Origin of the sequence: Longimicrobium sp., assembly GCA_036377595.1 — a bacterium.
GTDB lineage: Bacteria > Gemmatimonadota > Gemmatimonadetes > Longimicrobiales > Longimicrobiaceae > Longimicrobium.
Genome location: DASUYB010000053.1, coordinates 33,635 through 48,516 on the forward strand (window position 1 = coordinate 33,635; position 14,882 = coordinate 48,516).

At 71.0% G+C, this 14,882-nt stretch carries 17 protein-coding genes; 5 read left to right on the forward strand and 12 right to left on the reverse strand.

Annotated features, from left to right (window positions below; genetic code table 11):
* Positions 1–69 precede the first annotated feature (69 nt).
* Positions 70–774: an HAD family acid phosphatase gene (locus VF092_07455; GenBank protein HEX6747120.1), complete on the forward strand. Its 705-nt coding sequence runs from the start codon at positions 70–72 to the stop codon at positions 772–774.
* A 66-nt stretch (positions 775–840) separates the two neighbouring features.
* Here VF092_07455 and VF092_07460 read toward each other — a convergent pair whose 3' ends face one another.
* The gene (locus VF092_07460) at positions 841–2,283 is read right to left on the reverse strand and encodes an ATP-binding protein (GenBank protein ID HEX6747121.1); all 1,443 of its coding nucleotides are present in this window, start codon (positions 2,281–2,283) and stop codon (positions 841–843) included.
* A 384-nt stretch (positions 2,284–2,667) separates the two neighbouring features.
* On the opposite strand from VF092_07460, the gene pckA reads away from it, so the two are divergent.
* The 3 genes from pckA to VF092_07475 all read left to right on the forward strand — a co-directional run bounded on the left by pckA (position 2,668) and on the right by VF092_07475 (position 5,182).
* Complete coding sequence (pckA, locus tag VF092_07465) at positions 2,668–4,302, forward strand: phosphoenolpyruvate carboxykinase (ATP) (GenBank protein HEX6747122.1); 1,635 nt, start codon at positions 2,668–2,670, stop codon at positions 4,300–4,302.
* Between the two features lie 234 nt (positions 4,303–4,536).
* Positions 4,537–4,734: a hypothetical protein gene (locus VF092_07470; protein ID HEX6747123.1), complete on the forward strand. Its 198-nt coding sequence runs from the start codon at positions 4,537–4,539 to the stop codon at positions 4,732–4,734.
* Between the two features lie 73 nt (positions 4,735–4,807).
* Positions 4,808–5,182 carry a DUF2335 domain-containing protein gene (locus tag VF092_07475; protein ID HEX6747124.1) on the forward strand — a complete coding sequence of 125 codons (375 nt, stop codon included), beginning with the start codon at positions 4,808–4,810 and terminating at the stop codon, positions 5,180–5,182.
* An 80-nt stretch (positions 5,183–5,262) separates the two neighbouring features.
* On the opposite strand, the gene VF092_07480 is transcribed toward VF092_07475, so the two are convergent.
* The 4 genes from VF092_07480 to VF092_07495 all read right to left on the reverse strand — a co-directional run bounded on the left by VF092_07480 (position 5,263) and on the right by VF092_07495 (position 8,593).
* Entirely contained in the window at positions 5,263–5,868 is a 606-nt protein-coding gene (locus VF092_07480) for a NifU family protein (GenBank protein ID HEX6747125.1), read from the reverse strand.
* Between the two features lie 204 nt (positions 5,869–6,072).
* Positions 6,073–6,717: a hypothetical protein gene (locus VF092_07485; GenBank protein ID HEX6747126.1), complete on the reverse strand. Its 645-nt coding sequence runs from the start codon at positions 6,715–6,717 to the stop codon at positions 6,073–6,075.
* Between the two features lie 86 nt (positions 6,718–6,803).
* On the reverse strand, positions 6,804–7,916 hold the full coding sequence (locus tag VF092_07490) for a glycogen-binding domain-containing protein (protein ID HEX6747127.1): 1,113 nt from the start codon (positions 7,914–7,916) through the stop codon (positions 6,804–6,806).
* A complete protein-coding gene (locus VF092_07495) occupies positions 7,913–8,593 on the reverse strand; it encodes a glycogen-binding domain-containing protein (protein HEX6747128.1) in 681 nt (226 codons plus the stop codon). Before VF092_07495 ends, VF092_07490 begins: the two co-directional genes overlap by 4 nt.
* A 252-nt stretch (positions 8,594–8,845) precedes the next feature.
* Here VF092_07495 and VF092_07500 point away from each other — a divergent pair, with 252 nt between their 5' ends.
* Positions 8,846–9,085 carry a hypothetical protein gene (locus tag VF092_07500; GenBank protein ID HEX6747129.1) on the forward strand — a complete coding sequence of 80 codons (240 nt, stop codon included), beginning with the start codon at positions 8,846–8,848 and terminating at the stop codon, positions 9,083–9,085.
* On the opposite strand, the gene VF092_07505 is transcribed toward VF092_07500, so the two are convergent.
* The 7 genes from VF092_07505 to VF092_07535 form a co-directional block, all read right to left on the reverse strand.
* Positions 9,086–9,397 (reverse strand): hypothetical protein, encoded by a 312-nt coding sequence (locus VF092_07505; protein ID HEX6747130.1) that lies wholly within the window; start codon positions 9,395–9,397, stop codon positions 9,086–9,088.
* A 173-nt stretch (positions 9,398–9,570) separates the two neighbouring features.
* Positions 9,571–10,863: a dipeptide ABC transporter ATP-binding protein gene (locus VF092_07510; protein ID HEX6747131.1), complete on the reverse strand. Its 1,293-nt coding sequence runs from the start codon at positions 10,861–10,863 to the stop codon at positions 9,571–9,573.
* Positions 10,860–12,011 (reverse strand): ABC transporter ATP-binding protein, encoded by a 1,152-nt coding sequence (locus VF092_07515; GenBank protein HEX6747132.1) that lies wholly within the window; start codon positions 12,009–12,011, stop codon positions 10,860–10,862. Before VF092_07515 ends, VF092_07510 begins: the two co-directional genes overlap by 4 nt.
* Positions 12,008–12,613 (reverse strand): Uma2 family endonuclease, encoded by a 606-nt coding sequence (locus VF092_07520; GenBank protein ID HEX6747133.1) that lies wholly within the window; start codon positions 12,611–12,613, stop codon positions 12,008–12,010. The genes VF092_07515 and VF092_07520 overlap by 4 nt, the downstream gene beginning before the upstream one ends.
* 28 nt (positions 12,614–12,641) lie before the next feature.
* Positions 12,642–13,256, reverse strand: coding sequence for a Uma2 family endonuclease (locus VF092_07525; GenBank protein ID HEX6747134.1), 615 nt, complete (start codon positions 13,254–13,256; stop codon positions 12,642–12,644).
* 2 nt (positions 13,257–13,258) lie between these two features.
* Complete coding sequence (opp4C, locus tag VF092_07530) at positions 13,259–14,473, reverse strand: oligopeptide ABC transporter permease (protein HEX6747135.1); 1,215 nt, start codon at positions 14,471–14,473, stop codon at positions 13,259–13,261.
* 6 nt (positions 14,474–14,479) lie between these two features.
* On the reverse strand, positions 14,480–14,882 hold a 403-nt coding region (locus VF092_07535), incomplete at its 5' end, for an ABC transporter permease (protein HEX6747136.1).

Genomic DNA, 14,882 nt, shown 5'->3' on the forward strand with positions numbered 1-14,882 from the left:
GTTCCATCCCAGTGGCAAGCATCTTCCAGCATCTCCATCCCCAAGTGTCGAAACGACAGGGAGATGGAGATGCCGAAGCACCTGCCGAAAGCCGTGATCTGGGACCTGGACGGCACGCTCAGCGACGACCGGGCGCGCGCCCACTTCGTGGAGGTGGAGAAGGGGAGGAAGCGCGACTGGAAGTCGTACTTCGACGCCATCGGCGAGGACCCGCCCATCGCCGCGTCGATGGAGGTGCTGCGCGCGATGCACGCCGCGGGATGCCGCATCGTCTTCCTCACTGGCCGCCCGGAGCACACCCGCCGCACCACCGAGCGCTGGCTCAAGGCCAACGGCCTCACCGAGTACGACCGGCTGGTGATGCGCCCGCCGCGCGACTTCCGCACCTCCGGCGCGTTCAAGGTGGACGAGATCGCCCGGCTGCGGCGGCAGTTCGAGCTGGTCTGCGCCTTCGAGGACCGCATCGACGTCGCCGACGCGCTGCGCAACGCGGGCGTCCCCGTGTTCCTCTACGGCGCCGGCGCCGAGGCCGCCGCGGAGGCGCTGGAGGTGCTCGACGCCGACCAGGAGTCGCTCGTCGAGCGCAAGCAGGAGAAGGAGGAGCGCCGTCCAGCCGCGTCCCGCCCGCGCACCACCCCCAAGGCCAGCGCCCAGGCCGCCCGCGCCCGCCGCACGGGGACGAAGGGCCGCCCCTCCACCGCATCGCGCAAGCCGTCCCCGCCGCGATCCGGAAAACAGAAGGTCTCACGCAGAGTTAGCAGGGTCAGCAGTTGAACCGCAGTTTCTGCTGACCCTGCTAACTCTGCGTGAGAAAAAAAGATCGGTGATCCGTGAACGGGATCATGAGGCCGGCGCCGTGCCGACCGGAACGCGGAGGACGAACGCGGCACCCTCAGGGACGGCGTCGTCCAGCGCGAGCGAGCCACCCAGCCGCTCCGCCAGCCGCCGCGCGATGGTCAGCCCCAGCCCGGCACCGCGGTGGAGCGAGTCGGTGCGCGCGTCGTCGGCGCACACCTGCTCGAACGCCTCGAACACGCGCGACCGGTCCTCCGCCGCGATCCCCGGTCCCGAGTCCTCGACCCGCACCACCACCTCGCCGCCGTCCGCGCGGACGGAGACGCGCACGTCGCCGCGCGCGGTGAACTTGATCGCGTTGGCCACCAGCGCGTACAGCACCTGCCGCAGCCGCTCGGGGTCGGCGTGGACCACCGGGAGCCCCGCCGGCACGTCGAGCGAGAAGCGCAGGCTCTTCGCCTCGGCCTGGCGGCGGAGCGGCTCCAGCACCTCGGGGAGGTATTGGGACAGCCTCAGCGCGGCGGGATAGGTGGGCAGCCGGTCGATCTCCGCCGTGGTCAGCAGCAGTACGTCGTCGATCAGCCGCGACAGGTGCTCGGCGCACACGCTGGCCCGCTCCGCCGCGCGCGACGCCTGCTGCGGCAGGTCGCCGTACGAGTCGGTGGACAGCAGGTGCGTGTACCCCACGATGGCGTGCAGCGGCGTCCGCAGCTCGTGGCTCACGGCGGCGAAGAAGCGGCTCTTGGCGCGGCTGGCCTCCTCCGCCTCGGCCGCCAGCCGCGCCAGCTCCGCCTCGCGCTGCTGCCGCTCCGTCACGTCCTGGAAGAGCAGCGAGATCCCGCCGCCGACCAGCGGATCCACCGAGAGGTCGAACCAGCGCCCGCGCAGCCACTCCGCCGCCGGCCGCACGGCCACGAGGCGGCGCGGCCGGCCGTCCTCCATCGTGGCCCGCAGCGACTCGCCCAGCTCCCGCGGCTCGGCGGGAAGATGGTCCAGCAGCCGCGCGCCGACCGCCTTGTGCAGCCGCACGTGCAGCAGCGCCTCGGCCGCGGGGTTCACGTAGACCACCCGCCACTCCGCGTCCACCGCCAGGAACCCGTCGCGCAGGCTGGCCAGCAGCCGCGAGTAGCGCTCCGCCACCCGCGCGTGGTCGGTGGCGTCGCGGAAGTGCAGCGCCAGCCCGCCCCCGTCCAGCGGCGACGCGTCCAGCGTCAGCGCCGAGCCGTCGCCCGGCACGGCGAAGGCGACGCGCAGCGGCGCGCCGGTGGCCAGCACCGCAGCCAGGCGCGCGCGCATCGACGGCTCGGCCGCTCCGGGGAGCGCGTCCCACAGCGGCGCGCCCAGCGTGGTCTCGCGCGCGGCGCCGAACCAGCGCTCGGCGGCGGCGTTCCAGTACGACACGCGCCAGTCCTCGCCGACGGTGCAGAACGCGTCGGCGAGCGACTCCAGGGCGGGAATTCTGGCCACGTGCACGGCGGTCGTCGACACTGCTCGTTCCTGCGTAACTGCCAATGGGCGAAACCACTTGCGGGTTTCGCGACACCGTATGCGACCCCGCCCGGAGAAGGATGTTCCCCCGGCGTGGAGAGTGACGCCCGCGCGGGACGCACGGTCACATCCAGCCACATTCGAGGCCGCCACCCCCGCCCGGGTTTCACCCGCGCGATCCGTTCCCCGCCTCCTCCGACACGCCCGGGGCGCCTTCCCCCTCGCCATCCAGGACCGGATCGGTCAATGAGCGCGGCTCAGCGGGCGCGGGATCGGCTTGCACCGCGGCGTTGGGCGTGCTACCCTACCGGTTTCCACCCCCGCCGCCGGCACGCTGCAGAAATCGGGCGACGGACTGCGTTCCTGAAAACGAGACCCAGAAGCATGGCTACCACGTTGAACCCCGACCAGGCCGCCGCTCCCGCGTTCGGGCGCGAAAGCCGGTTCGGTCTGGACCGCCACGGCATCCGCAACCCCGGCACCGTGTTCTGGAACCTGAACCCGGTGGAGCTGGTGGAGCACGCCATCCGCCGCGGCGAGGGGATCCTGGTCGACGGGGGCCCGTTCAACGCCGTCACCAGCCCGCACACGGGGCGCTCGCCCAACGACCGCTTCGTCGTCCGCGAGCCCGGCTCCGAGGCGCACGTGGACTGGGGGAAGGTGAACGTCCCCTTCGAGCCGGACAACTACGACCGGCTGCGCGAGGACGTGATGGAGCACCTGGAGGGGCAGGACCTGTACGTGCGCGACATGTGGGCCGGCGCCGACCCGCAGTACCGCCTGGGAGTGCGCGTCGTCACCCCCAACGCGTGGCACAACCTGTTCGCCTACAACATGTTCCGCCGCCCGGCCGATGAGGAGCTCACCGAGTTCCAGCCGGGCTTCACCATCCTGCACGCCCCCGAGTACCAGGCCGATCCGGAGCGCCACGGCACCCGGACCAGCACGTTCATCCTCATCCACTTCGGCCGCCGCGAGGTGCTCATCGGCGGCACCCGCTACGCGGGCGAGATCAAGAAGAGCGTGTTCGGGCTGCTGAACTACCTTCTCCCGCACGAGCACGGCGTGCTGAGCATGCACTGCTCGGCCAACGTGGGCCCGCAGGGCGACACCGCGCTCTTCTTCGGCCTCTCGGGGACGGGGAAGACCACGCTCTCCGCCGACCCCGAGCGCGCGCTGATCGGCGACGACGAGCACGGCTGGAGCGGCGAGGGGATCTTCAACTTCGAGGGCGGCTGCTACGCCAAGGCCATCAAGCTCTCGAAGGAGGGCGAGCCGGAGATCTACGCCACCACGCGGATGTTCGGCACCGTGCTGGAGAACTGCGTGGTCGACGACGAGCGCCGCGTGGACTTCGACGACCAGTCGATCACCGAGAACACGCGGGTCAGCTATCCCCTGCACTACATCGCGAACCACGTCGCCGCCGCGCGCGGCGGGCACCCCAGGAACGTGGTGTTCCTCACCGCCGACGCGTACGGGGTGCTGCCGCCCATCAGCAGCCTGACCCCCGAGCAGGCGATGTACTACTTCCTCTCGGGATACACGGCCAAGGTCGCCGGCACCGAGCGCGGGGTGAAGGAGCCGCAGCCGACCTTCTCGGCCTGCTTCGGCGCGGTCTTCCTCCCGCTGCACCCCGGCGTCTACGCCGAGATGCTGGGGAAGAAGCTGCAGGAGCACGGCGCGCGCGTGTGGCTGGTGAACACCGGGTGGACCGGTGGCCCGTACGGAGTGGGGCACCGCATGAACCTGGGCCACACCCGCGCGATGGTGCGCGCCGCGCTGGCCGGCCGGCTCGACGGGGTGGAGACCACCACGGTGCCGTTCTTCAACCTGCGCGTTCCCACGCAGGTGCCCGGCGTGCCGTCGGAACTGCTGGTGCCGCGCAACACCTGGCCCGACCCGGCGCAGTACGACGAGCAGGCCCGCAAGCTCGCCGCCGCCTTCGCCGAGAACTTCAAGCGCTTCGCCGACCGCGTCTCCGACGCCGTGAAGGCCGCGGGACCGAGCGCGGACTGATCTTCTTCTCCATCTGATAAATAGGGCTGGAGATGAATGGGCCGGAGCGAAAGCTCCGGCCCATGTCCATTATGGCACCTGTGGAAATAGCGGACAAACGCACGCGCTTGACGAACACTCCGTCTTCCATTACTGTGTTCATCCTCACGTTCGACGCGCGCGTTCCTCTCAGCCCGAACGGTGAATATGCCAAGTCTCGGCTCCCGCTTCTCCATCCCGAGCTTCCTCGGCGGCATGGCGCAGGCGCTCGACCTGAGCGGGGGTGGCGCCGCCATCACGCTCGATCGCTCCGGCCTCAGCCCGGCCCAGCGAGACGCCCGCGCCCTTTCAGCGGATTGGCGCATGGTGGGCGCTGACCTGCGCACGGCCATGCAGCGCGTGCGTGCCGAAGCCACCCTCGTGCGCGGCGCCGCCCGCGATGGCGCGCGGTAAGAACAGCCGCACCATCGCTATCTCTCCCCCTCCCGGGATACCCCGGGAGGGGGAATTTGTCCATGACGTTCCCGTGATCGGGCAGACGGTGGCGGTGGAGGCGTACTTCGCCGGGCCGCTCCCCGCGCCGGACGTGCTGCTGGACTACGATCACGCGCTCGAGGGCACCGCCGACCGCATCATCCGCATGGCCGAGCAGGAGGCCGAGCACCGCCACCTGATCGAGCGTCAGCTGGTCGGGATCCAGGCGCGGAACTCCCTGCTGGGGATCGCGTCGGGGCTGGTGCTGGGGTTGTCGGGGGTGCTGGGCGGCGTCTACGCGGTGGTGCACGGCGCTGACATCGCCGGGGCGGGCGTGGCACTCACCGCGCTGGCGGCGCTCGTGGGCGTCTTCATCACCCAGCGACGCACGCAGTCTGCCCAGCCTGCGGCGAGTCCGCAGGCGTGATCCGAGCGCGAAAAGACACGGCGCGCAGGAGATCCGTATCTCCCGCGCGCCGCGCATCTTCGCCTTCGACGAACTGGGGATCAGTAGTACGGGTTGAGGCCCGCCTCGTGCTCGGTGACGTCGATCACCTCGCGGATCTCCGGCACCTCCTCCTTCACCATCCGCTCGACCCCCAGGCGCAGCGTCTGCGCGCTGGCGCTGCATCCCTGGCAGCCGCCGCTCATCCGCACCCAGATGGTGTCGTCGCTGGCGTCCACCAGCTCCACCGCGCCACCGTGCATCGCGATGCGCGGGTTCACCAGCGTGTCCAGCACCATCTGCACGCGGTCGGCGAGCGGGCCGTTCACGCCGGGGTTGCTCGAGTACGCGGGGGAGGGGGGGCGCTTGGGACGCGGCGTGTCCACGCTGAAGCCGCCCGCGTCGTCGCTCCAGTCGATGGTGGCGCCGCTCAGCAGGTTGCTGGTGTCCAGGTTCAGCAGCACGCGGATGCCGTCGAGGTTGATGGCGATCTCCGTCTTCTGCTTGTCCTCGCGCTCCACCAGCGAGATCGCGTACTCGCGGTCCCACGGGCTGCGCGGCGCGTCCTCCTCGGCCGCCAGCGCGATGCGGAGCGCGGGGTCGCGCACCAGCTCCGCGTCCACCAGAGACTGGATCTTGGCGCGCGCGGTGTCGGTGAGCTCGATCATATCTCCATGCCTTCCCCGCGGCCGGGTGATCCACCTCTCCGGCCGCTCGAAGCGGACTGCGTGATTTCGGACAGGACTCTGCCGCAAAGCGTTCTGCGGCATACACCGAGTGCGATGAGCGGTTCGGCGGTGGCCGCAAGATAGCGCGCGCCGCCCCCGGACGGGAGCGGCGCGCGTGGATTGATGCCGGATGACTGGATTCCGTCAGGGCTTGCCGCGGCCGTGGCCGCGTCCCCGCCCCGCGCCGGGAACGGACGCGGGCGGGCCGCCACCGTTGGCCTGCCCGCCGTGGGCCGTCGCGTTGGCGCGCCCGCGCACGTCGGGCGGCCCGTGCGGGGCCTGCGCCTGGCCGTGCGCCGCGCCCTGCTCGCCGGGAAGGCGGCGGAGCGCCTCGGGCCCGCGGGCGAGCGCGGTCGTCACCCGCTGCAGGGCCACCTCGGAGGCCAGCCCCTGCTGCACCAGCTCGGTCAGCACGGCGATGGCCACGGCGCGGCGGTCCGGCGCCGCGGCGCGGGCCAGGCGGCCCAGCACGCCGGGCTCCACCCCCGCCTCGATGGCGTCGGCGCCCACGTTCAGGTCCGCCCCGGTCAGCGCCACCGGCGGCTGCCCGGCCATGGCGCCGCGGGCGCGCTGCAGCGAGGCCAGGCGCCGCTCCACCGCGGCGGCGATGCGGTCCTCGGCCACGCCCTTGGCGCGCCCCTCGGCGATCTTCGACTCCAGCAGGGCCACCGGGATCCCGACTTGCGACGCCCGCTGGCGCGCCGCCTGCATCCGCTGCGCGGGCGTCTGCGCCCCCGCCCACGAGAGCGGCAGCAGAAGGAGCAGGGCGGTCAGGGTCAGACGTCTCATCTTCCATTCTCCAGGAAGCCGGGAACATCCCCCGGCTGCCCTGTAGGACGAACGGAACCGTCGCCGCGTCACAACGTTACCTTCGTTCACGGCACCACCAGCACCGCGTTCTTCCCCCCGAACCCATCGTCCACCACCGGTACGCCCGGTGGAGTGACGAAGGTCCCCTCCGCGGTCCTGAACCCGTAGTGGTGCGCGCCGGGGCCGAGACGCACGCTGGCCATCCAGTCGTCCCCGTCCGCCGTCATCGCCACCGGGCGCCAGCCGCTGAAGTCGCCCACCAGCACCGGCGCGCGGGGGTAGTCTTCCCGCGACAGGCGGAAGACGGCCACGCCATTGGCCACCGCCGGGAGGAACGCCGGCACGGGAGGCGCGGGGGGCGACGGCGCGCGGCCGATCCGGCGGCTGAGCTGCACCGTCCAGGTGCGCCGCGGGAGGCTGAGATACACCGGGTCCATCGGCTCCTGGCGCACCCCGGCCTCGAGCTCCGCCCCGCGGTAGCGCAGGCTGGCGCCGACGCCGAAGGCCAGCCGCGGCGCGGGAACGTCCGTCCCGCCCCACTGTCCCACGTAGGCCCAACCGCCGTAGCGCCCGCGGTCCACCTGCACCGCCGCGCCCACGTACGGCCAGTCGCCGTCCGATGCATGCAGGAACCGTCCCTCGGCGGAGAGCTGCACCCCCGGCGCCGCCGCGGTGATCAGCCGGGCGAACGACTCGCTCACGGCGCGCCCGCCCGATCCGCTGTCCACCGCCACGTCCGTGCTGTAGACCACGCCGCTCCCCAGCTCGCCGCGCCACGCACCGCGCGTGTACGTGGCGGTGGGGAGACCCTCGAGCGTGGCGCCGCCGCCGGACGAGACGCTGTCCGTGGCCCCGTAGCCGTAGACGTGCGCGCCCAGCGAGGCGCCCAGGGTGAAATCCCCCCGCTCCACGCCCAGCCAGGTGCCCGCGCCGCCGGCCCCCCACGCGGGGCCGTCGCCCGCAAGCGCCGTCCCCGCCTGCAGGTACAGCCAGCGCGCGGTGGCGCTGTCGCCGTACTCCACGCCGAGGGAGCCCACGCTGCTGGACACGCGCGCGGACACCGGGTCGCTCACTGCACGCCCGGCGGCGGCTTCCACGCGCCATCCCTGCGCGGCCAGCGCGCAGGGAAGCGTGAGGAAGATCAGGATTGTAGTGGAGATGGAAGAACGGACGCTCACGAAGCTCCGAGCGGCGGGAGCGAGATGCGGCTGTTGGTTCCGCCGAAGCTGTCGTCCACCTGCGGCGCGTTGGGATCGGGCATCCAGCGCTGGCCGTCGACCACGAAGGCGTAGTCGTGCACGCCGGGGCGCAGCGGCACCAGCGCGCTCCATTCGCCCGGCGCGGTCTCCGTCAGCACCACCTCGGGCTTCCAGTTGGTGAAGGTGCCGGCGACGGCCACCGAGCGCGCGTCGGGGACGTGGATGCGGAACTGCACGTACACCTTACCAGCCTTCGGCGCGGCGGCGAGCGCGGCCGGCAGCGGCGTCCGCACCACCGCGGCGGGCGGGCGGCCCGGCGGGTTCAGCGCCAGCGCCAGCATCGCCACCCCGGCGGCCGCGAAGCCGTACGCGGGCCGCATCGTCACCCGCACCGGGCGCGGCGACCAGAGCCAGGCGAGCAGTGCGGACAGCGGCGACCGCGCGCGGCGAGGCTCGGCGGCCGCGGGCTTCGGCGGGGCCGCGGGGATGGCCGCCATGATCCGCGCCGTCAGGTCCGCCGGGGCGGAAACGGCGCGCAGGTGCTGCGTGGCCGCGTCCATGGCGGATGACAGCCGCGCGGCTTCCGCGCGCTCATCGGGGGTGAGCGCCTCCAGCGGCAGGTCGCCGTCCAGGCAGGCGTGGATGCGTTCGTTCATATCACTGCGAAGCCGCTCGATCGGCGAGATGCGTCGTTTCCGTCACGAAACCTGACGATCCGCCGGCCCGCCGCGTCACAAGGCATTCTCCCGTCTCGCGTTGCATCGCGGACACGACTGCGCTGGCGCGGGGGGTGCTTCGAATCTACCCACATCGTGTCGCGGACGCCACCAGCGCGTCGCCGCTGACGCATCGCCCGCGTACCTTCCCGGCGAGCCGGTTTCTTCCTCTCTCAAGGACCGACGGACGCGATGTTCCTGCAGGTGATCTCCGTTCTCGGCGCGCTGATGGTGCTCGGCGCGTACTTCGGCTACCAGCGCGGGTGGCTCGGGAAGGAGCAGCGGCTCTATTCGCTGCTCAACACGCTCGGTGCCGGCCTGCTCTGCTGGGTGGCGCTGGTGGACGGCCGATGGGGCTTCGTGTTGATCGAGGGCGCGTGGACGCTGATGTCGCTGCCGGCACTCATCCGCCCGCCGCGCCCGAGCGGCTGATCACCACACGTCCAGCTCGATCCGGTAGAAGTCGCCCGCCTCGTAGTCGATCGGGTGCCGCGCCACGATGCGATCGCCCTTCTTCGCGGTTACGACTGCGCGCGTGCCACCCGCGGCAACGAAGCTGAAGCGCGAGCTGGCCCGTCCTGCCACCGTCACGTAGGGCGTGCACGACACGGGGGCGCACACCTGCACGTTCACCGCGTTGAACGAGGGATTGTGCACGAGCAGGTTGACCTTCCCGGGCTCGTGTCGGGCCACGGTCGCGCAGCCGGCCAGGAACAACGCGGCGGCGAGGGAGATTCGGCGCATGCTCCACCTCGGGGATTGATGAGGGTTCGCATCGCGGGAGCGGGGAGAATCACCGTAAATCGAGGCTCGGCGGGACGCAAGGAATTTCGCGTCCGCATCGAATGCATCAGAAAAACAGGCGCGCATCCCCGAAAAGGAAGCGCGCCCGTCGAGTTTCCGCGCCGACGTCGACGTTACTGCATCACCGGCAGCGCCTTCCCGTTGCCGCCGCCCGCCTGGCCAGCGCCGAGCGGCACCTTGATGCAGGCGACGAAGTGGCCGCCGCCCTTGTCCGCCAGCGGCGGGACGATCTCGGCGCAGTCCTGGTCCTTGAGCGGATGCTGGCAGCGCGGGTGGAACGGGCACCCGCTCGGCGGGTTGGCCGGCGAGGGCACGTCGCCCTCCAGCACGATCCGGCTGCGCTTCGCCCGCGGGTCGGGGATCGGGACGGCGGAGAGGAGCGCCTGCGTGTACGGCATCAGCGGGTTGCGGTACAGCTCGTCGCTGTCCGACAGCTCCACGATCCGCCCCAGGTACATCACCGCCACGCGGTCGGAGATGTGCTCCACCACGCTCAGGTCGTGGGCGATGAACAGGTAGCTGAGGCCGAACTGGTTCTGCAGGTCCTGCAGCAGGTTGATCACCTGCGCCTGCACGGAGACGTCCAGCGCCGAGACCGGCTCGTCACACACGATCAGCTCCGGCTCCACCGCCAGCGCCCGCGCGATCCCCAGCCGCTGCCGCTGCCCGCCCGAGAACTCGTGCGGATAGCGCACCGCGTGCTCCGGCCGCAGGCCGACCACCGAGAGCAGCTCGGCCACCCGGTCCTGCGCCTTCTGCCCCTTCGCCAGCCCGTGGATGGCCAGCACCTCGCGGATCATGTCGCCCACCGTCATCCGCGGGTTCAGCGAGCTGTACGGGTCCTGGAAGACGATCTGCGCCTTGCGCCGCATCGCCCGCAACTCGCCCTTGTCCATCCGGTAGATGTTGCGCCCGCCGAACAGCGCCTCGCCCTCCGTCGGCTCGATCAGCTTGAGGATGGTGCGCCCGGTGGTGCTCTTCCCGCAGCCAGACTCGCCCACCATCCCCAGCGTCTCGCCCTTTCGCAGGAAGAAGGAGACGCCGTCCACCGCCTTCACGTCGCCCACGTGGCGGTTGAACAGCCCTTTGCGGATGGGGAACCACTTCCGCAGCCGGCGCACGACCAGGAGCGAGTCATCCGGCACCTCCATGTCCTCGGGCGTCTGGCCGCCGAGCTCGCTGTCGCCCTTGGCCGGCGGCAGCTCGCGCCGCTCGGGGCGCTCGGGAATGCGGTCGATCTCGCCCCCCTCGCGCGTGAACGGCTCGGCGACCGGGGGATGCGTCACCCCCTCGCCCACCAGCCCTTCGGCCGGGGGGCGGCCGACGGGAGACTCGCCGCCGTGGCCCAGGTGGCCGTCCGCGGCGCCGCGGCCGCCCGCGGGGGTGCGTGCGTCTGGCGTGCTCACGAGCCCACCTCCCCCGGCTCGCCCGCGACGGGCGTGTCCGCGCCGGTTCCCGTCGCCACACCGGCGGGGGTGAAGCCGCCGCCCGCGCGCCGCACCTCCTCGCGCCGCTCGGGATACTTCACCAGCCAGCACTTGTTGCGGCGGCCGGGGCCGATCTCGAACAGCGGCGGCTCCTCGCGCTCCGTCTTCTCCCACCCGTACGGGCAGCGGTCGCGGAAGCGGCACCCCGCCGGCCAGTTCGTCGGCGAGGGAACCACGCCGGGGATCACCGCCAGCCGCTCCACCTCCTCGCCCAGCTTGGGCATGGAGCGCAGCAGCCCCTCGGTATAGGGGTTCTGGGGATCGTGGAAGACGTCGTCGACCGGGCCCTCCTCGAACACCTGCCCGGCGTACATCACGATCACCCGGTCGCACGTCTCCGCGACGACGCCCAGGTCGTGGGTGATCAGGATGATGCTCATCCCCAGCTCTTCCTGCAGCCGGTTGAGCAGCTCCAGGATCTGCGCCTGGATGGTCACGTCGAGCGCGGTCGTCGGCTCGTCGGCGATCAGCAGCTTGGGGTTGCACGCCAGCGCCATCGCGATCATCACGCGCTGGCGCATCCCGCCGGAGAGCTGGTGCGGGTACTCGTCCACGCGCTGGTGCGGGATGGGGATCCCCACCAGCTGCAGCATGTCGATGGCCCGCTCGCGCGCCTCCTTCTTCCCCAGGTTCTGGTGCAGGCGCAGCGACTCCACGATCTGCTCGCCCACCTTGAACACCGGGTTGAGCGAGGTCATGGGCTCCTGGAAGATCATGGCGATGTCGTTGCCGCGGATCTGCCGCATCCGCTTCTCCGGCGCCAGCACCAGGTCCTCCATCTCGCCCGCCTCGTTGCGGAAGAGGATCTTCGAGCCGGGATGGATCTCGCCCGGCGGCTGGGGGATCAGGCGCATCACCGACAGCGAGGTCACGGATTTGCCGCTCCCGCTCTCGCCCACGATCCCCAGCGTCTCGCCGGGGTTCACGTGGAAGCTCACCCCGTCCACCGCCCGCGCCAGCCCGGCGTCGGTCCTGAACCAGGTCCGCAGGTTCTCCACCTGCAGGATCGGTCCCGTCCCCGCCGCGGCGACCGGCCGCGCCGCGCGCGCCTCGTCGATCTGCGTCAAATCAGCCCCCACGCTTCGAACGCCCTCCACATATCGCGGCTCTCCGCCCACAACCACGCTGGATCGATCCAGAACCCCGTGACCACGCTGCTCGCCACCCGCGCCGGGTCTCCCGGCGCGAGCGGGAGATACGTGCCCGCTCCCGACAGACGGAAGACCTCGCAGGTGCGCTGCATGGGATCCACGATCCAGTACTCCGCGACTCCTACCTGTGCGTACTCGCGGAACTTCTCGCGGCGATCCCGCGTGCGGCTTTCAGGGCTTACGACCTCGACCACGAGGTCCGCCGGACCTTCCAGGCCGAGCCGCTTGAACCGGTCGGCCTTGTCCGCCGCAGCCCACAGCACGTCGGGCTGCCGCGCACTCGAAGGCAGCTTCATCTGGAACGGGGAGTGGCGGACCTGCCCGCCGATCCGCGTCCGGCGAACGAAGCCGTCCAGGATCTCCGCGAAGAAAAGGGTGATCTGCGCGTGCTCGTCAGACGGGGGTGTCACCGGCACCACCTCGCCATCCACCCACTCCGCATAGGTGCCCTCATCGACCGTTGCGAGGAACTCCTCGTACGAGATGCCGTTCGGGTACTGCAGCGCAGGCAGGCTCATGGCCGCCTCCTGTTCGTGCGTGTCGAGCTCAAATCAGTCCCCACTCGCGTTGAACCGACGTAACGCGAGGCATTGGCTGCTGCCACAGCCACTCCACGGCAATCCACATCCCGGGAAGCGAGTGGCTGCGCAGTACCGGCGGATCGCCCGTCTGGACGGGCTCATACGTCCCGTCCTCCCCCAGTCGGTACGCTTCCACCTTCTTCCGCTCGGGATCGATCAGCCAGTACTCCGGCACCCCTGCCTGCTCGTATTCGAAGAACTTCTCTCCCCGGTCGACCACGCGGGTCGAAGCGCTGATCACCTCGATCACGAGATCCGCCGGCCCGTCCAGGTGCGAGCCCCGGTTGCGGTCCAGGTGCTCGCGCGAGACGAAGAACAGGTCGGGCTCGCGGCCGGACGGCTTGGGCGAAAGACGCATCGCGAAGGCCGGCACGAACACCTCGCCCAAGCCCTTCTCCTCCGCGTACGTCTGGAGCAGGGTGATCAGGAACCTGGCGACCTGTGAATGCCGGTCCGTGTTCGGGCTCATGACGTAGACCCTCCCATCCACCCATTCCGCGTGCACCCCGTCAAAGCTCGTCAGGAATTCCTCGAACGAGATCGTGTCCGGCAAAGCTTCGGGAATCGCCTGCGTTGCCATGCTCACGTCCTCAGCCTGGGATCCAGCGCGTCGCGGAGGCCGTCGCCCAGGAGGTTGAAGGCCACCACCGTCACAACGATGGCGATGCCGGGGAAGGTGGCGATCCACCAGGCGTTGATCAGCGCGTCACGCCCGTCGCTGACCATGTTCCCCCAGCTGGGCGTGGGCGGCTGTACGCCGAGGCCCAGGAACGACAGCGACGCCTCGGTCAGGATCGTCTGCCCGATCCCCAGCGTGGCCGACACGATCACCGGCGCCATGGTGTTGGGGATCACGTGCCGGAAGATGATCCGCCAGTCGCCCATCCCCAGCGCTCTCGCCGCCTGCACGAACTCTCGCTCGCGGAGACTCAGTACCTCGCCGCGGACCAGGCGCGCGGTGCCCATCCACCCGGTCAGGCCCAGCACCGTCACCACCAGGTAGATGTTGGGTTCGAACAGCGCGATCACCACGATCAGCAGCACCAGGCGCGGGAACGACAGCATCATGTCGGTGAAGCGCATGAGGATGCTGTCCACGATCCCCCCGAAGTACCCCGCGAACGCGCCGATCAGCGTGCCCAGGGTGATGGAGATCGCCACCGCGATGAAGCCGATCGACAGCGAGATGCGCGCCCCGTACAGCACGCGGGAAAAGATGTCGCGCCCGAACTTGTCGGTGCCCATCAGGTGCTCGAGCGACGGCGCCAGGTACCGCGACAGGATGATGTTCCCCTGCTCGGCCGGGTCGTACGGTGCGATCAGCGGGGTGACCAGGGTGATCACGTAGAGCAGGATCATCACCGCCAGGCCCGCCATCGCCAGCTTGTTGCGCCTGAAGTGGCGCACCGCGATGGACCACTGGCTGTCGCCGTGCAGCCGCCGCGGCCGCTTCGACCGCGCGGCCAGGTCGTAGAACGCCCATCCCCAGATCGCCGCTGCCATCCCCACCAGCGTGATGACGGCCACGACGCCGTCGATGGGAACGCGGCGGCCGGTGAACACGGCGCCGATCTTCGCGCGGGTCAGGAACGCGACGCTCAGCGTGAATCCCCACGCGAAGAACAGCGCCATCCCGGGGATCCACTCGCCGCGCGCGAAGTGGCCCAGGCCGGGGACGACGGACATCGCCACCTGCGCGGGGGTGGCGGGGGCGCGCCCGGGGAGCCCGGCGGCGGGGGTGGCCGTCTGCGCGATGGGCTCGGGCGGCATCTGCTCGGGGGTGACGGTGGCGGGCATCGCTCGTCACTCCGCGCGGATGCGGGGGTCGACCACCGCGTACAGGACGTCGGAGATCAGGTTGCCGATCACCACCATCGCCGCGATCACGAAGCTCGTGGCCATCACCATCGGGTAGTCGCGCTGGAGGATGGCGTCGACGATGGCGCGCCCCATCCCCGGCCACCCGAAGATCGTCTCCACCAGCACCGCGCCGGAGAAGAGGAAGGGGAGGTAGAGCCCCAGCAGGGTGATGATGGGGATCAGCGCGTTCCGGAGCGCGTGCTTGAAGACCACCTTCCGCTCCGAGAGCCCCTTCGCCCGCGCGGTGCGGATGAAGTCCTGGTGGATCACCTCCAGCATCGACCCGCGCATGTAGCGCGCGACCCCGGCCGCGTTCCCGATCCCCAGCGCCACCGCGGGGAGGAAC